This window comes from Citrobacter amalonaticus (assembly GCF_001559075.2).
In the GTDB taxonomy this organism is placed as follows: domain Bacteria; phylum Pseudomonadota; class Gammaproteobacteria; order Enterobacterales; family Enterobacteriaceae; genus Citrobacter_A; species Citrobacter_A amalonaticus_F.
The window spans coordinates 3,022,249-3,041,546 of the sequence record NZ_CP014015.2; the positions used below are offsets into that span (position 1 = coordinate 3,022,249).

Genomic DNA, 19,298 nt, shown 5'->3' on the forward strand with positions numbered 1-19,298 from the left:
GATTTTAATTGTTATATAATTTATTTATGTTTTGTGTGGATATATATAATCAGTTAATTGATCATAATGTTTTGCAACGTAGATCTCAAATTGAACATGTTTGTCTTTACGCTTTGAAATATAGTGAAATATAAAATAGTGAGAAATGTGTTCGTAAGTGTTTTTGAAAAAGGAGAGAGTATGAGTATTCGTGAATTATCGATATCGGAAATAAATTTTGTGTCGGGTGGTAATGCTAACTCTAATTATGAAAATGGTAGGAATACTTCTAGCTCCAGAGGCAGCAATTATAACAATCAGGGACGGAATAATAATTCAGGGTTTTATGGTGGTTTAGGTCAGGATGTGACGAATTGCAATAATGGTATTATTGGTGGCGCTATTGCAGGTTCATTGGGAGGGCTGGCAGGAGTTGCCGTTGGTATCACAGGAGGCGCATTTGCTGGTGGCTGTTTTTCTCATGGGAATGGTAATGGGGGAGGCTCTGGGGCTAACAGTAACTGCAGTTCAAGTGGAATAGGTGGTACCTGTAAGTGATTTTAAGTATGATGGAGGAGGAAACTCCTCCATAACAAAAATAATGTACTGGATAACCTAATGGAAAATATGAAAAAGGCGCTTTGTATACTGTTATCTGTATTTATATCGTCCTCGCTCCTGAGTGGTGCAAATGTTGCGTTTCCGAATTTCTGGTATTCCGCGCCTGAAACATTCTCAAAATTTATATTAATCATCACTACAATGCTTTTCTTTAGCCAGTGGTTGTTAAAATTAATCAATAAAATTAGGTGATGTTCTCTCTGGGGACGGAAAATCTCTGGTATCTGACATCTTTTTTATGATGTTTCACTTCTGTTTCATGAAACACGTAATTAGCGTTTCATGAAACGCTAATGGATCTGCATTCTTTTACTTTTTCTTCCATTCTGAAATATAATCCCTTGTTTTAAAATGAATAAAAATATAATGATTACCTTCATGTCTGCGTTGGCATAGCCCTTGCTTTATGTGATTCAACGGTTAGTTACAAGTTGATAACACGAGGATGGACTATGTCTCTGGATTCTCCGGGTCAGGCATTTCGCGCTGCACTCACCAAAGAAAACCCCTTACAAATCGTCGGCGCCATCAACGCCAACCATGCGCTGCTGGCTCAGCGTGCCGGGTATCAGGCGATTTATCTTTCTGGCGGCGGCGTCGCGGCCGGTTCGCTGGGACTGCCGGATCTGGGGATCTCCACCCTGGACGACGTCTTGACCGACATTCGCCGCATCACCGACGTCTGCCCGCTCCCGCTGCTGGTGGACGCTGATATCGGCTTTGGTTCATCGGCGTTTAACGTTGCGCGCACCGTGAAGTCGATGATCAAAGCCGGGGCGGCGGCGCTACACATTGAAGATCAGATTGGCGCCAAGCGCTGCGGCCACCGTCCGAATAAAGCGATCGTTTCAAAAGAGGAGATGGTCGATCGCATTCGTGCGGCGGTGGATGCCCGTACCGATCCCAACTTTGTGATCATGGCGCGTACCGATGCCCTGGCGGTGGAAGGGCTAGACGCGGCGATCGATCGTGCGCAGGCCTATGTCGAAGCGGGCGCCGACATGCTGTTCCCGGAGGCGATCACCGCGCTTTCGATGTACCGCCAGTTTGCCGATGCAGTCCAGGTGCCCATTCTTGCCAATATCACCGAATTTGGTGCTACGCCGCTGTTTACGACCGACGAACTGCGCAGTGCGAACGTGGCGATGGCGCTCTATCCGCTCTCGGCATTCCGCGCCATGAACCGGGCTGCTGAAAAGGTCTACAACGTGCTGCGCCAGGAAGGGACGCAAAAGAGCGTCATCGACATCATGCAGACCCGCAACGAACTGTACGAAAGCATCAATTACTACCAGTTCGAAGAGAAACTCGACGCGTTGTATACCAAACAGTAGGCCTGATAAGGCGTAGCCGCCATCAGGCAATGCCGGATGGCACTGCGTTTATCCGGCCTGGACGAAAAACCTCAGCACCCTACATATGACAATAATGACGAGGACAACATGAGCGACACAACGATCCTGCAAAATAATACCCATGTCATTAAGCCTAAAAAATCCGTCGCGCTGTCCGGCGTACCGGCGGGCAATACCGCGCTGTGCACCGTCGGTAAAAGCGGTAACGATCTTCACTATCGCGGCTACGATATTCTCGATCTCGCCCGGCAGTGCGAATTTGAAGAAGTCGCGCACCTGCTGATTCACGGCAAACTCCCGACCCGTGACGAACTTCAGGCATACAAAAGTAAACTCAAAGCGCTGCGCGGATTACCGGCCAACGTCCGTACCGTACTGGAAGCGCTGCCAGCGGCATCGCACCCGATGGACGTGATGCGCACCGGCGTATCGGCGCTGGGCTGTACGCTGCCGGAAAAAGAGGGGCATACCGTTTCCGGCGCGCGTGATATTGCCGATAAGCTGCTGGCCTCGCTCAGTTCTATCCTGCTCTACTGGTATCACTACAGTCACAACGGCGAGCGTATTCAGCCGGAAACCGATGACGACTCTATCGGCGGCCATTTCCTGCACCTGCTGCACGGCGAAAAGCCGGCGCAAAGCTGGGAAAAAGCCATGCACATTTCACTGGTGCTGTACGCCGAGCATGAGTTCAACGCCTCCACCTTTACCAGCCGCGTGATTGCCGGCACTGGATCGGATGTTTACTCGGCCATTATTGGCGCGATTGGCGCACTGCGCGGCCCGAAACACGGCGGGGCGAATGAGGTCTCGCTGGAGATTCAGCAGCGCTACGAAACGCCGGACGAAGCTGAAGCCGATATCCGTAAGCGCGTGGAAAACAAAGAGGTAGTGATTGGCTTTGGTCATCCGGTTTACACCATTGCCGATCCGCGTCATCAGGTAATCAAACGCGTGGCGAAGCAGCTTTCTGAAGAGGGCGGCTCGCTGAAGATGTACAACATTGCCGATCGTCTGGAAGAGGTGATGTGGGAGACGAAGAAGATGTTCCCTAACCTCGACTGGTTCTCGGCGGTCTCCTACAACATGATGGGCGTTCCCACCGAAATGTTTACCCCGTTGTTTGTTATCGCCCGCGTCACCGGCTGGGCGGCGCACATTATCGAACAGCGCCAGGACAACAAAATCATTCGTCCTTCCGCCAACTATACCGGCCCGGAAGATCGTGAGTTTGTGCCGATCGATCAGCGTCAGTAATTCATTACCTCTAAAGATAAAAAACAGGAAACGTACCTTATGTCCGCTCAAATTTTAAATGTTCGCCCGGAATTCGATCGTGAAATCGTTGATATCGTGGATTACGTCATGAGCTACGAGATCACCTCAACGGTGGCGTATGACACCGCCCACTACTGCCTGCTTGATACGTTGGGCTGCGGTCTGGAAGCGCTGGAATATCCGGCCTGTAAAAAACTGATGGGGCCGATTGTTCCGGGTACCGTGGTGCCCAACGGCGTACGCGTGCCGGGTACCCAGTTTCAGCTCGACCCGGTACAGGCCGCGTTTAACATTGGTGCGATGATCCGCTGGCTCGACTTCAATGACACCTGGCTGGCGGCGGAGTGGGGCCACCCTTCCGATAACCTCGGCGGGATCCTGGCGACAGCGGACTGGCTGTCGCGCAACGCGGTCGCGGCAGGTAAAGCGCCGTTGACCATGAAACAAGTGCTGACCGGGATGATTAAGGCCCACGAAATTCAGGGCTGTATCGCGCTGGAAAACGCTTTTAACCGCGTGGGGCTCGACCACGTTCTGTTGGTCAAAGTGGCCTCCACCGCCGTGGTCGCCGAGCTGCTGGGGCTGACACGTGATGAGATCCTCAACGCGGTGTCGCTGGCGTGGGTCGACGGACAGTCGCTGCGCACCTATCGCCATGCACCGAATACCGGCACGCGTAAATCCTGGGCGGCAGGCGATGCGACCTCGCGCGCGGTGCGTCTGGCGCTGATGGCGAAAACCGGTGAGATGGGTTATCCGTCGGCACTGACGGCGAAAACCTGGGGGTTTTATGACGTCTCCTTCAAAGGCGAGTCGTTCCGCTTCCAGCGTCCATACGGCTCCTACGTGATGGAAAACGTGCTGTTCAAAATCTCTTTCCCGGCGGAGTTCCACTCTCAGACGGCGGTTGAAGCGGCAATGACGCTGTACGCGCAGATGCAGGCAGCAGGTAAAAGCGCTGCGGATATCGAAAAAGTGACCATTCGCACCCACGAAGCCTGCATTCGCATCATCGATAAGCAGGGGCCGCTGAATAACCCGGCCGATCGCGATCACTGTATTCAGTATATGGTAGCGATCCCGCTGCTGTTCGGACGCTTAACGGCGGCGGATTATGAGGACGGCGTGGCGCAGGATAAGCGGATCGATTCCCTGCGCGAGAAGATCCGTTGTGTTGAAGATCCGGCGTTTACCGCGGACTATCACGATCCGGAAAAACGCGCTATCGCCAATGCCATTACCTTGGAGTTCACTGACGGTTCGCAGTTTGACGAGGTGGTCGTGGCGTTCCCGATTGGCCATGCACGTCGCCGTACCGACGGGATCCCGAAACTGGTCGAAAAATTCAAAACTAACCTGGCGCGCCAGTTCCCGACTCGCCAACAGCAGCGCATCCTGGATGTCTCCCTGGACAGAACGTGCCTGGAGCAGATGCCGGTCAATGAGTACATGGACCTTTATGTCATCTAGAACCCGCTTCATCAGGCGTAAGTTCAACAGGAGAGCGTTATGTCTTTTAGCGAATTTTATCAGCGTTCTGTTACGCAACCGGAATCATTCTGGGCCGAACAGGCCCGGCGCATCGACTGGCAGCAGCCGTTTACCCGCACGCTGGATCACAGCCATCCGCCGTTTGCCCGTTGGTTTTGCGGCGGTACGACCAATCTGTGTCATAACGCCATTGACCGCTGGCTGGAGAAACAACCGGATGCGCTGGCGCTGATCGCTGTCTCATCCGAGACCGAAGAGGAGCGCACCTTTACCTTCCGTCAGCTATATGACGAAGTGAACGTGGTGGCGTCGATGCTGCAATCGCTCGGTGTGCAGCGCGGCGATCGGGTGCTGGTGTACATGCCGATGATCGCCGAGGCGCATATCACGCTGCTGGCCTGCGCGCGGATTGGCGCGATCCACTCGGTGGTGTTCGGCGGTTTTGCTTCGCACAGCGTGGCGGCGCGCATCGATGACGCGAAGCCGGTGCTGATCGTCTCCGCCGATGCGGGGGCGCGCGGCGGTAAAGTGTTGCCCTACAAAAAGCTGCTCGATGATGCGATCGATCAGGCGCAACATCAGCCGAAACAGGTGCTGCTGGTGGATCGCGGACTGGCGAAAATGGCGCGCGTGACCGGTCGCGATCTCGACTTTGCGACTTTGCGCCAGCAGCATCTCGGCGCCACGGTGCCGGTGACGTGGCTGGAATCCAATGAAACGTCCTGCATTCTTTATACCTCCGGCACCACCGGCAAACCTAAAGGCGTGCAGCGTGACGTCGGCGGCTATGCCGTAGCGCTGGCGACCTCCATGGAGACCATTTTTGGCGGTAAAGCGGGTGGCGTGTTCTTCTGCGCGTCGGATATCGGTTGGGTCGTCGGACATTCCTATATTGTCTACGCGCCGCTACTGGCGGGGATGGCAACCATTGTGTATGAAGGGCTGCCGACCTATCCGGACTGCGGCGTGTGGTGGAAAATCGTCGAGAAATATCAGGTCAACCGCATGTTCTCGGCACCGACCGCCATTCGCGTGCTGAAAAAATTCCCGACCGCGCAGATCCGCAATCACGATCTCTCCTCGCTGGAGGTGCTCTATCTGGCCGGCGAGCCGCTGGATGAACCGACCGCAAGCTGGGTAACCGAAACGCTGGGCGTGCCGGTTGTCGATAACTACTGGCAGACCGAATCCGGTTGGCCGATTATGGCGCTGGCCCGAGCGCTGGATGACCGTCCGTCACGCCTGGGCAGTCCCGGCGTGCCAATGTATGGCTATAACGTGCAGTTGCTCAATGAGACGACCGGCGAACCCTGCGGCGCCAACGAGAAGGGGATGGTGGTCATCGAAGGGCCGCTGCCGCCCGGCTGTATTCAGACCATCTGGGGCGACGACGCACGGTTTGTGAATACCTATTGGTCGCTGTTCGAGCGTCAGGTGTACGCCACGTTTGACTGGGGGATCCGCGACGCCGATGGTTACTACTTCATTCTTGGTCGTACGGATGATGTGATTAACGTCGCCGGGCACCGGCTGGGCACGCGGGAAATCGAGGAGAGTATCTCCAGTTACCCGAACGTGGCGGAAGTGGCGGTGGTCGGAGTGAAAGATGCGCTGAAAGGGCAGGTGGCGGTGGCGTTTGTCATTCCCAAACAGAGCGATAGCCTTGAGGACAGCGACGTGGCGCATTCGGAAGAGAAGGCGATTATGGCGCTGGTAGACAGCCAGATTGGCAATTTTGGTCGTCCTGCCCACGTCTGGTTTGTTTCACAACTGCCGAAAACCCGTTCCGGCAAAATGCTCCGCCGCACGATCCAGGCCATTTGCGAAGGCCGCGATCCGGGCGATCTCACCACGCTTGACGATCCGGCGGCGCTGCAGCAAATCCGCCAGGTCATCGAGGAGTAATCTGGTATCGTAACCGGATACACCGCGTGAGCGGTGCATCCGGTATTACCCCTTAAGCTGACGGCTCAACTTTATAATTTTTAAAATAATATTCTTTATCTCTTTCATTAATGGTTCTGATCACCCGACAAGGATTTCCCACGGCAACCACATCGGATGGAATGTCTTTTGTGACGACGCTCCCTGCGCCAATAACCGAATTATCGCCAATCGTTATACCGGGATTGATCACCACATTGCTGCCAATCCAGACGTTATTACCTATGGTTACCGGGAAAGAAAACATTTCCCCCGATTTCCTCAATTCATGGTGAATGGGGTGCCCTGTTACAGAGATTGTGACGTTGGGGGCAATCAGGACGTTATGGCCAATCGTGACCGTGTAATCATCCACAATGGTAAAGTTAAAATTCGCGTAAAAATTATCGCCTACATGAATATGGGTACCGTAAGAGAAATAGATCGGTGGCTCTATCCACGCGTTTTCCCCCACCGAGCCAAACATTTCGCGAATCAGTTTTTCCCTCTTTTCAGTCTCGCAGGGTCGTGAGTGATTGAATTCATACATTAGCGTTTTACCGCGCAGCCTCTCTTCTGGCAGACCTTCGCACATATCGGTAAACAGTTTTCCGGCTTTTATTCTGTCTCTCATCGAAACGTTCATTGACGCTATTCTATCCTTGTCACTGACAGTCAAACTTGTTTACCTGCTGGTGTGAACACGCGGGAAAATGGCCCCGGTCCACTCAGGGTAAAGACCGAAATAAGCGTAAAGCTCAGTGCAATCAGCCCCAGAACCAGATACGCCCCCTGGAAACCGACGCTTTCATACATGTTGCCGGCAAAGACGGACATGAAAATCATCGCCAACTGTTTAAAGAAGCAGAAGCACACCAGATAAATCGTGGCAGAGAAACGCACCTCAAACTGGCTGGTGATGTATTTGAAACAGCCGACAATCAGGAAGGGGATCTCAAACATATGCAGCGTTTTCAGGATGACGACTTCCAGCGCGCTGGTGGCGAATGAGGAGCCGATGATCCGCACGGACATAATGGTCCCCGCCAGCAGCAGCGCGTTCTTTCCGCCAATCCGGTTCACGATCAGCGGTGCAAAGAACATGATGGAGGCGTTCAGCAGTTCTCCCAGGGTGGTGACGTAGCCAAAAACGCGTGTACCTTGTTCGCCCGTCGCAAAGAATGAGGTGAAGAAGTTGGCAAACTGTTGGTCAAACACATCGTAAGTACAGGAGACGCCGACCACGTAGAGCGAAAGGAACCACAGCTTTGGCTGCTTAAACAGCTCCAGCGCCAGCTTCAGGCTGAAGGCGGACTGGTTGGCACCGACCGCATCGGCAACCGTTGCAGAAGAGGGGGCATCCGCTTTTGAGAAGAACAGCAGAATCGCCAGAATCACCGCACAGCCGGAACCCAACCAAAAAACAAACTGGTTATTAATGGTGAACATAATCCCGGCGATTGAGGCGCACAGCGCCCAACCGACACAGCCAAACATACGGGCGCGACCAAATTCAAAATGGCTACGGCGGCTGGCTTTTTCAATATAAGCCTCAATGGCGGGAGCCCCGGCGTTGTAGATAAAACCGAGATAAATCCCGCCGACGATCGAGCCGAGTAATATATTGAACTGGAGTAACGGACCAAAAACGTAAATAAAGAAGGGCGCGAATATTACCAGCATCCCGGTAATGATCCACAGCAGATGTTTACGCAGGCCGAGTTTATCAGAGAGCAGGCCGAAGATTGGCTGGAACAACAGGGAAAACAGGGAGATGCAGGCGAAAATAACGCCGGTATCGCCTTTGCTGATGTGGTTGATATCGTGTAACCAGATCGGGAAAAACGGGAAGTAGGCTCCCATAATGAAAAAATAAAAGAAGAAGAAAAAGCCAAACATCCAGAAATTAGTATTTTTCAAATAATGCATGTGGACTTCCTTACGCGACGACCGGGCAGGCGTTGGCCTGCCCGGTTGTTATTATTTTTGGCCCCAGACAATCTGGAAGTGATAACGCCCGGCGCTCAGCTGATATTCCGGTGACACAGAAGGACTCCAGGAGTCATCACCGCCAACGCCCATATGGAAACCATCAAGATTGAGCCAGGTGCCGGCTTCGGGTTGCAGCAAATGGCGATGGCTGGTCTCCATCAGTTGCTTTTGGCTGTAGCGACTGATGTTGAACTGGAAGTCGCCACGCCAGACGTGCGTACCGTACTTCAGTTCACGCGTACCGCAGCGCAGGCCGTTCTCACTGGGGAAAACGTAAGGGGTATACATCTCATCCAGTGATAAATCCCAGCGGTCAAAACAGGCAGAAGACAGGCGATCCGGGTAGTTTTCATGCGGACCAAGCCCCAGCCAGTTCACCCGTTCTGCTTCCTGCGCCAGCTGGCAGGTCAGGCCGATACGCGCCGGATGCGGCGTGCCGCTGGCGACATCAACATCAACGGTGATCTGCATTTCGCCGTGACCGTCGATGCGCCAGGTTTTACGACTGATAAACAGGGTTTCGCCCTGATACTGCCAGGCGTGCGCGGTGGCGATCTGTACCGCGTCGGCAAGGGCGTGGGCATCGCATTGCAGCAGTACTGGCTGGAGCTGATAATGCCCGGCGGCTTTCCAGCGCTCGACCCAGGCATTAGGGTCAATGCGGGTCGATTCGCTGACGCCAATATCGTTATCCAGCGGCGCACGGGTGAATTGATCGTGCAGTGGCGTCAGTAACTGGGCTTCATCGCCAATCCAATACTGCGTTAACGTGCCCTGTTGACGGCAGAATTCCCAACGCGTCGTGCGAAGTGCCACGTGAAAGGCCGCGTCACTGACGCTGAGCTGTGGCGCCGTACTGGCGCGTGGTGAGCAGAGGACATTCAGTTTTTCTTCCAGCGGCCACTGATGCCAGGCGCTGACATGTCCGGCAGGCGACCAGGCGGTTGCCTGTAGTTGTTCCACGCGCACCGTCAACCAGAGCTGACCTGCCGCGTCAGGCTGTGCAATCTCCGGCAGGGTGATGAGCTGACGACCCTGCGGCGCGATATCCAGCGTGACCTCCCCGGTGGCAATGGGGTTGCCATCCAGTGTAAGGGTCCAGTGCAGAATCTCGTTGTCGCTATGGCGGAACAGATATTCGCTGGTGACCTCAATCTGACGTTGCGCGCCAGGTCGCAGCGTGAACTGGAAAAACTGCTGAGCGTGTTTCGCCTCAAACAACGACGGATGCGGTGTGCGATCGGCAAACACCAGCCCGTCCATACAGAACTGGCGATCGTTCGGCGTGTCGCCAAAGTCGCCGCCGTACGCGGACCATGGGTTGCCTTCGTCATCGTATTTAATCAGCGACTGATCGACCCAGTCCCAGACGAAGCCGCCCTGCAGGCGCGGGTACTGGCGGAATGCCTGCCAGTATTTGGCGAATCCGCCGAGGCTGTTTCCCATCGCGTGGGCGTATTCGCAGAGGATCAACGGGCGTTGTTCACCGGGCAGCGACAGCCATTTTTTGATTGACCACTTCGGCACGGCCGGGAATGGCTGATCCTGATCGACGCGCGCATACATCGGGCAAATAATATCCGTTGCCGCCGTGTCCGCGCCGCCGCCTTCATATTGTACCGGGCGTGACGGATCTTCTGATTTCAGCCAGCGGTACAGCGCGTCATGGTTGACGCCGTGGCCCGATTCATTCCCCAGCGACCAGATGATAATGCTCGGATGGTTGCGATCGCGTTGCACCATGCGCGTCACGCGCTGGCTCATGGCGGGCAGCCAGGTTGGGTCGTCGGTCAGGCGGTTCATGGGCACCATACCGTGGGTTTCGATGTTGGCCTCATCCACCACATACAGACCATAGCGATCGCAGAGCGTGTACCACCGTGGATGATTCGGATAGTGGGAGCAGCGCACGGCGTTAAAGTTGTTCTGCTTCATCAGAATGATGTCCTGCACCATCGTCTCTTCGTCCATCACCTGGCCGTTTTCAGGATGATGTTCATGACGGTTGGTGCCGCGAATCAGCAGTGGCTTACCGTTCAACAACAGCAGGCCGTTTTCAATGCAGACCTGACGGAAGCCGACATCGCAGGCCTCGGCTTCAATCAGCGTGCCGTCAGCCGTATGGAGCTGCACGACCGCGCGATAAAGATGCGGTGTTTCGGCGCTCCACAGTGAAGGCTGATCGACATTCAGACGCAGCGTCGTGCGATCGCCGTAGGCACCGCGCTCATCAATAATCTCGCTGCCAAAAGGGGCGGTGCTTTCGCCTGTCAGCACATCGCCATCCCACAGTTGAACGGTCACTCGCAGGCTGTCACAGCACTCACCACGCATTCTGACTTCGGCGGCAAATATTGCCTGGCTGAAATCCTCGTTGAGGTGGGTGGTGATGCGCAAATCGCTGATTTGCGTGGCGGGTTTGTTTAACAAGGAGACATCGCGGAAGATGCCACTCATTCGCCACATATCCTGGTCTTCCAGATAGCTGCCGTCGCTCCAGCGCAGCACCATCACCGCCAGACGGTTCTCACCGCTGACCAGAAACTCACTGAGATCAAATTCAGATGGCAGACGACTGTCCTGACCGTAGCCCACCCAGCGTCCGTTGCACCAGAGATGAAAAGCGGAATTCACACCATCAAAGATAATTCGTGTCTGTCCATCGCGGCGTTCGGCTTCGCTGACAGTAAATGTGAGCGAGTAACATCCTGTCGCATTTTCATGCGGCACATACGGCGGATTCACCGGGATCGGATAGGTCACGTTGGTATAAATGGGCGCATCATAGCCGAGCATCTGCCAGTTGGATGGCACCGCGATCGTATCGGCATCATCCAGATCGCCCAGACGCCAACTTTCCGGCACGGCTTCCGGCGAGGCGAACCAGCTGAATTTCCACGCGCCGTTCAGACTGCGAACAGAGGATGAGGAGGTATTGTTACGCGCATCAGTCGCGTTGCGCCAACTGGCAAAAGGAGGATGCGCCTCCAGACGGTTAAGCTGCGTGACGCCGGGATTTTCCCAGTCGCGTCGGGCCAGTACGGCGGCGAGTGAATCCGTAGTGAATGTCATGGCTGTATCCTGTTGATAATTGTTATCCGCTCACAATTTTATTCAACATACGAGGGAAGCCAGAAAGCTGTAAAGCCTGAGGGGTCTAATGAGTGAACTGACTCACATTATTCCGCGCGAGGTAATAACGCGATCTGACGCGCCAGTTGAATCAGCGAGTCCGCCAGCGCCTGGGGGGAAGCGTGTTGTTTTTCAGGCGGCAGAACGGTTTTTCGTTCTACCAGCGTGACCGGCAGCAGTTGATTACCGGGGGCGGATTCGCCACGGGAAAGTTGCAGCAGGCGATCGACGCTGGTCTGGCCGAGAAGCGCAAAATCCTGCCTGATGGTGGTGAGTGGCGGGATGTAGCAGGCGCTGTCCTCGGTATCGTCATAACCCACCACTGAAATGTCACTCGCCACGCGCAGACCAAACTCACTGATGGCCCGCATCGCGCCCAGCGCCATCTGATCGTTTGCCACCAGCATTGCGCCGGGGATGATGCCTGCGCTGAGCATGTGCTGCGTCTGCAAAAAACCGGACATCGCGCTCCAGTCGCCTTCCTGTTCTGCGACCGGTTGCAACTGATAGCGGGCAAGGTATTTATGCCAGCCCGCCAGGCGCAGGCGTGCCGAAACGGAAGAACGAGGGCCAGCTAACAGAGCAATGCGCTGATGGCCGTTCTGGACCAGATGTTCAACACCCAGTCGTGCGCCATCATCATGCGAGAAAATAATACTGTTGATCGGGGAAAGATCAGAAACGTCGAGGAACAGAACGGGGACAGTACCGCAGGTGGCGGCGACGGCGATGGCATCGTCTTCATCAAGGGGATAGTTGATAATCAGCCCTGTTACCCGTTGCGCCAGCAGGTTATGTACCGCCGCTTTGCAGGCGTCGACCCCGTGACGTTCAACCATGGCAATCACCACGCTGGCACCGGACTGGTCGGCGCGCGACTTGATGGCGGCGACAATTTGCGAAGGGGCATGCAACGCCAGGTTGGACGTTGCCACGCCGATAAGCGGCGTTTGTTTTCCGGCCAGTTGTTGGGCGACGCGGTTGGGGATGTAATTCAGCTCCGCCATGGCGGCTTCCACTTTTTGCCGGGTTTTCGCGGAAACGTGGCTCGCCTGATTTACCACGCGGGAGACGGTCTGATAGGAGACCCCTGCGTGGTCTGCAACATCGTATAGCGTTACCGGTTTCACAATTCTTACCCCTGAATTCAACGTGTTCTGCACACTATGATGCCACACCCTGAAAGGTTTTTCGCCATTCTGCCGGGCTGACGCCGAAGCGGGACTTAAAATGCTGACGCCAGGTCACCGGAGACAGAAACCCGACTTCTCCGGCGATACGCTCGACGGGAAGCCGGGAGGATTCCAGCAGTTCCTGGCTGCGGCGCAGACGTTCATTGATCAGCCATTCTGCAACGCTTGAGCCAGTGGCTTTCATAAAGTGACGGGTCAGGGTGCGGCGACTCATCATCACCTTTTGCGCCAGCGAATCCAGATCGTGCTGTTCGTGGCTGTGCTGGCGGAGGTAGTCCAGCAGGCCGTTAATCCGTTGATCCTGGGTATTTTTCGCCACCGGTTGGGCAATAAACTGGGCCTGACCCCCCTCGCGATGCGGTGGCACAATCATCCGGCGCGCAATCTGATTCGCCACCGTACTGCCAAACCGCTGGCGGATGAGATACAGACAACAGTCTAGCGCGGCGGCGGTACCGGCTGAGGTGATGATGCCATCATCGTCGACGTACAGGGCGTTGATGTCCAGGTGCGCGGCGGGAAAACGCGTCTGAAAATCGGCTTCAAACTCCCAGTGGGTGGCGGCGCGCCGGCCATCCAGCAGTCCTGCGTAACCGAGCACAAATGCGCCAAGGCATAACCCGACCACCTGGGCGCCGTTTTGTCGGGCCTGAACCAGCGCATCAAGCAGCGACTGCGACGGGCGGAGCGCGGGGGTTCCCCACCAGGGGACAATCACGATATCCGCCGCCGTCATCGCTGCAAATCCCTGGCGGGCGGTAACGGAAAAGCCTTCCGCAGAGGTGACCACGCCGGGGGCTTCAGCGCAAATCTGCACCTCAAAGCGTTTCTTCGTTGCCGCTTTTTCACTGAACATGATGCACGGCACCGAGAAGTGAAACGGACTAAAATCTTCAACGGCGACGATCGCGACGGTAACGGGGCGCATACCACTCCTCGGCTGGGGATTAAAACGTCAGGGTTTCTCCATCTTCCGGCACCCGGACATATTCTGCAATCTGGTTATCGCGCGCGTATTCCCTGAGCGCCGCGCGTGTCAGCAGGCAGTGGTTTACCGCCTCCATGTGAATCGCCACAATCTGCGCGTCGGGCAGAACGAAGTGGGTTTTCAGCACATCTTCTGCCCCCATGATAATGGCGCCAAAACCGATCACATGCGCAAACCCGGCATTGAGGACCACCACATCCGGCTGGAAAGAAACCATATTGGCTTCAACCTCATCGCGCCAGATCGTATCGCCGACCAGATACAGCGTTTTTTCCTGTGGATGCTGGAAAATAATCCCGCAGGCATCGCCCAACCGCTCAGCCATGGCGGGAATGGCGTACAGCCGGTCGGAGCCGTGCTGACCGCCAGTTTTGCGCAGGGAGATCTCACCCAATCGGGTATCGTCGGTCAGCACGGTGAGTTGACTGAAACCCTGTTCCCGCAGGATTTGCGCATCCTGGTCGTTTTGCACATAAATCGGCTTCTCTTTCGGCACGACCTTTGCGGCGACCTCGTCCCAGTGATCCGCATGGAGATGGGTGACAATCAGGGCATCGGCCTGTAACAGGGTGTCGATGTCGCACGGAAGTTCCACCGTCGGATTACGGATGTCGGCCCGCGCCGTGCCGGGAAAACCGGGATATGCGCCTTGAGGGGCGAGCATCGGATCGACAAGAAAGGTTTTGCCGCCAAAGGTAATCAACTGGGTGGCGTTGCGAATAAGGGTAATGTTCATGGTGATACTCCACGTGAGGGGGCTAGTGGTGTCATCGTAGAGTGTTGACCAGAAGCTGAATGTGGGCAAATGGGCGAATAACGATGGGATTGGGCCAATTGTCTGCCTCACCCGTTGGCATGAGGTGTAACAGAACGTTCCCACTTTCGTCTTAGCGCCGGAGGATATTTCCCCTGCCAGAGTGTAGATAACCCCTTGAAGTGGAGGCGTTATGAGCTGGCGACCCATTCTGTATCTGATTGTGACTCCTGATCCTGCATTAAGCGCCCGGCGTGGGTTTTTGCGACTGGTGCAACGCTAACGGTATGTCGGGAATTGCGCGCGAGCGCGGATCCCCGTCGTTAGCGCTGTGTTAGGGTGACTGTTCTCGTTCGCAAAACAGGAGCCTTATCATGTCGCAACATAATCCGTTAAGCGCCCTTCTGGATAAGCAGGATTTCCTGTTGCTGGATGGCGCACTGGCGACGGAGCTGGAAGCGCGTGGGTGTCATCTGGCCGACAGCCTGTGGTCAGCGAAAATCCTGCTGGAAAACCCGGAGCTCATCCGCGAAGTACACCTGGACTATTTTCGGGCGGGGGCGCAGTGCGCCATTACCGCCAGCTATCAGGCGACGCCAGCGGGATTTGCCGCCTGCGGCTTTGATGAGGCGCAGGCGAAAGCGCTGATTGGTAAAAGTGTCGAACTGGCGCGTAAAGCGCGTGAGGCGTATCTGGCAGAAAATTCGCAGGCGGGCACGCTGCTGGTCGCCGGTTCCGTCGGGCCTTACGGCGCGTTTCTGGCTGATGGTTCGGAGTATCGTGGAGATTACGCGCTGAGCCGCGAAGCCTTTCAGACGTTCCACCGTCCGCGCGTGGAGGCGTTGCTGGATGCCGGGGCCGATCTGCTGGCCTGCGAAACGCTACCGAATTTTGCCGAGATTCAGGCGCTGGCGGCGTTGTTAACCGCATATCCACGTGCGCGGGTGTGGTTCTCTTTTACCCTGCGCGATAGCGAGCATCTGAGCGACGGCACGCCGCTGCGCGAGGTTGTGACGTTTCTCGAACATTATCCGCAGGTGGTGGCGATGGGGATCAACTGTATTGCCCTGGAACAGGCCACCGCCGCTTTGCAGCATCTGTACGGCATAACGGCGCTGCCGCTGGTGGTCTATCCGAACAGCGGAGAGTATTACGATGCGAGCAGCAAAAGCTGGCATCACCACGATGAATCATGTGTGCGCCTGGCGGATTACCTGCCGCAGTGGCAGGCTGCCGGGGCGAAGTTGATTGGCGGGTGCTGTCGCACCACACCAAAGGATATCGCCGCGTTGAACGCGCAACGTTGAGTTTGTGCCGGGTGGCGGCGGATGCCTTACCCGGCCTACAACTGTAATTGCCTGATGGCGCTACGCTTATCAGGCCTACAGCTGTAGCGGATAAGTAGGCCCGATAAGGCGTTAGCCGCCATCGGGCGACGAACTATCATGCCGCATCGGCTAACACAAACATGCCGTAGGGGTGGATTTCCAGATAGTACGTCTCACCGACATCCGGCTGCAGGCGTGTAGCGTTGACCTGTAACAGGATCTCCTGTCCGTGCCACTCCACCGTGACTTCATACTGTGGTCCCATATAGGCCACATGCCGAATCACACAGCGCTGACTCTCCTCACCGCGATTGCTTAAGGTAATCGCTTCCGGGCGTACGCCCACGGTGCCATTCCCCTGGGATGCAAAATGCGCGGGGCGGGGGAGGCGATAACCGTAGATATCGACGGCATCCTCGCTAAAGTGGGCCGGGAACAGGTTGGCGTCGCCCATGAAGCTCGCCATAAAACGGGACGCAGGCTGACGATAGAGATCCTGCGGCGAACCGATCTGCATGATATGCCCCTTGTTCATCACCAGCACGGTGTCAGAAACCGCAAAGGCTTCGCTCTGATCGTGGGTAACGTACAGCGAGGTGATATCGAACTGCTTTTGCAGCTCGCGGATCTTATCGCGCATGCTGCGGCGCAGGTTGGCGTCGAGGTTACTCAACGGTTCGTCAAACAACAGCACCTTTGGTTTGAGGATCAGCGCGCGCGCCAGCGCCACGCGCTGCTGTTGACCGCCGGAGATCTGATCGACATAGCGGTCCTCGAATCCTTCCAGATCGACCATCGCCAGCGCCTCTTTCACCCGCGTTTTCACATCGGCGCGCGACACGCCCAACATCTTCAGACCGTAGCCGACGTTTTCCCCCAGCGACATATGCGGAAACAGAGCATACGACTGGAACACCATACAGATATCACGCTGCTGAATAGAGCGATGGGTGACGTCTTCGCCATCAATAAAAATCTGTCCTTCGCTCGGTTTTTCCAGACCGGCGACCAGGCGCAGAATGGTGGTCTTGCCGCAGCCGGACGGGCCAAGCAGCGTCACCATCTGCCCTTGTGGGATGGTGAGATTGATATTGTCGATAACCGTGTTGCTGCCGAATCGTTTAGTGACGTTGCGCAGTTCAACGAAATTTTTCTGACTCATAGTGCGCTCCATTACGCCTGGTTTTTGGCTTTAGACCGGGAAATACGCGCTTCCCCAATCAGCCAGTCAAAGATGAAAATAATCGCCAGCATGACCACGATCAGAATCGACCCATAGGCAATCGCCACGCCGTACTCGCCGTCTTCCACGCGGTTCAGAATGTAGGCCGTTGCCACGCGGGTGTCCGGGGTGACGAGGAAGACAATCGCGCTGACGGTGGTGATGGCGCGCACGAAGCTGTAGATCAGCGCCGAGAGAATGGCCGGGCGCAACAGCGGCAGCAGAATGTGCGTGATAGTGCGTAAGCTCCCGGCACGCAGACTGAGCGAGGCTTCATCCAGTGATTTATCGATCTGGCCGAGCCCGGCGATCCCGGCGCGAATACCAACCGGGACGTTACGCATCACCATCGAGATAATGACAATCGCCGCCGTGCCGGTGAGGTATACCGGGGCGCTGTTAAAGGCAAGGATGTACGAAACGCCCGCCACGGTGCCCGGTACGGCAAAGCACAACATGGTGGTGAACTCGATGGTCTTTTTGCCTTTGAACTGCTGGCGTACCACAATCCAGGCGATCAGCAGACCGAAGGCGGCGGTGATCGGCGCGGCAATCCCGGCATACAACAGGGTATCGAGCAGCGAAGGCCATGCGCCGTCACTCATCCCCTGACCAAACAGTTTGATGAAGTTATCCAGCGTCAGGGTGTAGTCCACGCCCCAGTTCACGGTGAAGCTGCCGTAGAAAATGCTGCCATAGAGCAGGGCGTTAAAGGCAATCCATATCGCCAGAATGGCCACCACGCTCCAGACCAGCGTGACCGGCAGCGGCTGCACGTCGCCACGGTACGATTTCCCGGAAACGGTGACGTAAGAGCGCTTGCCAATCCACATGTACTGTACACAGAACACCAGCAGCGAGAACAGCAGCAGGAACGCGCCCAGCGTACTGGCGGCCTGGTAATCAAGCTGCGAACCGGTGATGTAGAAGTAAATTTGCGTTGCCAGCACGTCGAAGTTACCGCCGAGCACCAGCGGGTTACTGAAGTCGGCCAGCGACTGCACGATGACAATCAGAAAGGCGTTCGCCAGCGCCGGTTTCAGCAGTGGCACAAACACGCCGTTAAACGTCTGCCAGCGACTGGCGCGCAGGGTATATGACGCCTCTTCCAGCGACGGGTGAATGGTTTTGATCGCGCCGTCGAGGATCATAAACGCCATTGGGGTAAACGCCAGCACCTGCGCCAGCCAGATGCCGGTAAATCCGTACAGCCAGTTGGTGTTGGTCAACCCGAACCAGTCGACCATTAATTCGGTCACATAGCCGGAACGGCCCATCATCAGCGTGACGCCAAGCCCCACCACAAACGGCGGTGTGACGATCGGCAGAATCGAAAAGATACGCCCAATAATGGCGCTGCGTTGGGCGATACGGGTGGTATAAATCGCCAGCACCAGACCGAAGAAGGTACAGCCAATACCTACCGCAATCGACAGAGCAATAGAGTTGAGGATCACCTGAATGATATGCGCCTGCGACAGCACATTCATAAACGCCAGCGGCGCGAACTCCCCGGCGTCGTTGGTGAACATCGGGATGAAAATGGCGATGCTTGGCCAGACGATAAAGATGCCGATGAGCGCCACGATAGTGACCAGCGAACCGATCACAAACCGATCGCCGCCCAGCCATTCGAGGCGGGTCAGTGCCAGCGTCATGATCGCTCCCAGCGCGACAAACAGCACGATGGTGGCGTAGCCAAGACCACGCCCTTCAACGGTGGCGCTGATGACGATAAAGGCGATACACAAAAACGCCCAGCCGGCATCGAGGGTGTGGCGGCTGCGCTGTTCGCGTCTGGCTTCGTGGAACGGGCGTACCAGCAGCAGGCTTGGCAGCAGATACCATAGCCAACTGATATTGAACTGTGACCAGCCGTAGGCCTCGAGAATTTCATCGCTCGTGGATTCCAGCAGACCGTAATCCAGGCTCCAGCTCGGCAGCAGGACGAATGCCAGCCAGCCGAGTAAAACCCAAAGGAATATCGCATCCCGCTTTTTCACAGGATGGAGTGCAAGTGTGTGTGACATACGTTTTCCGGT

Annotated in this window: 14 protein-coding genes; 6 read left to right on the top strand and 8 right to left on the bottom strand. The window is 55.8% G+C overall.

Features of this window, described 5'->3' with window-relative positions; genetic code table 11:
• Positions 1 to 180 precede the first annotated feature (180 nt).
• The 5 genes from AL479_RS14570 (at position 181) to prpE (ending at position 6,629) form a co-directional block, all read left to right on the top strand.
• On the top strand, positions 181 to 537 hold the full coding sequence (locus AL479_RS14570; RefSeq protein WP_071887634.1) for a hypothetical protein: 357 nt from the start codon (positions 181 to 183) through the stop codon (positions 535 to 537).
• 515 nt (positions 538 to 1,052) lie between these two features.
• On the top strand, positions 1,053 to 1,934 hold the full coding sequence (prpB, locus tag AL479_RS14580; RefSeq protein ID WP_061076568.1) for a methylisocitrate lyase: 882 nt from the start codon (positions 1,053 to 1,055) through the stop codon (positions 1,932 to 1,934).
• 108 nt (positions 1,935 to 2,042) lie between these two features.
• A complete protein-coding gene (gene prpC, locus AL479_RS14585; protein ID WP_061077984.1) occupies positions 2,043 to 3,212 on the top strand; it encodes a bifunctional 2-methylcitrate synthase/citrate synthase in 1,170 nt (389 codons plus the stop codon).
• A gap of 39 nt (positions 3,213 to 3,251) precedes the next feature.
• Entirely contained in the window at positions 3,252 to 4,703 is a 1,452-nt protein-coding gene (locus AL479_RS14590) for a bifunctional 2-methylcitrate dehydratase/aconitate hydratase (protein ID WP_061076569.1), read from the top strand.
• Positions 4,704 to 4,742: 39 nt separating this feature from the next.
• Positions 4,743 to 6,629 (top strand): propionate--CoA ligase, encoded by a 1,887-nt coding sequence (prpE, locus tag AL479_RS14595; protein WP_061076570.1) that lies wholly within the window; start codon positions 4,743 to 4,745, stop codon positions 6,627 to 6,629.
• Between the two features lie 52 nt (positions 6,630 to 6,681).
• Here the strand turns inward: prpE and lacA are convergent, their stop codons facing one another.
• The 6 genes from lacA to AL479_RS14625 all read right to left on the bottom strand — a co-directional run bounded on the left by lacA (position 6,682) and on the right by AL479_RS14625 (position 14,688).
• Complete coding sequence (gene lacA / locus AL479_RS14600; RefSeq protein WP_061076571.1) at positions 6,682 to 7,293, bottom strand: galactoside O-acetyltransferase; 612 nt, start codon at positions 7,291 to 7,293, stop codon at positions 6,682 to 6,684.
• 29 nt (positions 7,294 to 7,322) lie between these two features.
• Positions 7,323 to 8,576 carry an MFS transporter gene (locus AL479_RS14605; RefSeq protein ID WP_061076572.1) on the bottom strand — a complete coding sequence of 418 codons (1,254 nt, stop codon included), beginning with the start codon at positions 8,574 to 8,576 and terminating at the stop codon, positions 7,323 to 7,325.
• Positions 8,577 to 8,627: 51 nt separating this feature from the next.
• On the bottom strand, positions 8,628 to 11,711 hold the full coding sequence (locus AL479_RS14610) for a beta-galactosidase (RefSeq protein ID WP_061076573.1): 3,084 nt from the start codon (positions 11,709 to 11,711) through the stop codon (positions 8,628 to 8,630).
• Between the two features lie 107 nt (positions 11,712 to 11,818).
• On the bottom strand, positions 11,819 to 12,901 hold the full coding sequence (locus tag AL479_RS14615) for a LacI family DNA-binding transcriptional regulator (protein WP_061076574.1): 1,083 nt from the start codon (positions 12,899 to 12,901) through the stop codon (positions 11,819 to 11,821).
• Positions 12,902 to 12,935: 34 nt separating this feature from the next.
• On the bottom strand, positions 12,936 to 13,892 hold the full coding sequence (locus AL479_RS14620) for a GlxA family transcriptional regulator (RefSeq protein ID WP_061076575.1): 957 nt from the start codon (positions 13,890 to 13,892) through the stop codon (positions 12,936 to 12,938).
• A 19-nt stretch (positions 13,893 to 13,911) separates the two neighbouring features.
• On the bottom strand, positions 13,912 to 14,688 hold the full coding sequence (locus tag AL479_RS14625) for an MBL fold metallo-hydrolase (RefSeq protein WP_061076576.1): 777 nt from the start codon (positions 14,686 to 14,688) through the stop codon (positions 13,912 to 13,914).
• A gap of 392 nt (positions 14,689 to 15,080) precedes the next feature.
• Between AL479_RS14625 and mmuM the strand changes: the two genes are divergently transcribed.
• Complete coding sequence (gene mmuM / locus AL479_RS14630; RefSeq protein ID WP_105291764.1) at positions 15,081 to 16,013, top strand: homocysteine S-methyltransferase; 933 nt, start codon at positions 15,081 to 15,083, stop codon at positions 16,011 to 16,013.
• Between the two features lie 136 nt (positions 16,014 to 16,149).
• Here the strand turns inward: mmuM and fbpC are convergent, their stop codons facing one another.
• Together fbpC and AL479_RS14640 are read right to left on the bottom strand one after the other, a co-directional pair.
• Positions 16,150 to 17,196: a ferric ABC transporter ATP-binding protein gene (gene fbpC / locus AL479_RS14635; RefSeq protein WP_061076577.1), complete on the bottom strand. Its 1,047-nt coding sequence runs from the start codon at positions 17,194 to 17,196 to the stop codon at positions 16,150 to 16,152.
• Positions 17,197 to 17,207: 11 nt separating this feature from the next.
• Positions 17,208 to 19,286, bottom strand: a complete 2,079-nt coding sequence (locus tag AL479_RS14640) for an ABC transporter permease (protein ID WP_061077985.1) — start codon at positions 19,284 to 19,286, stop codon at positions 17,208 to 17,210.
• Positions 19,287 to 19,298 lie beyond the last annotated feature (12 nt).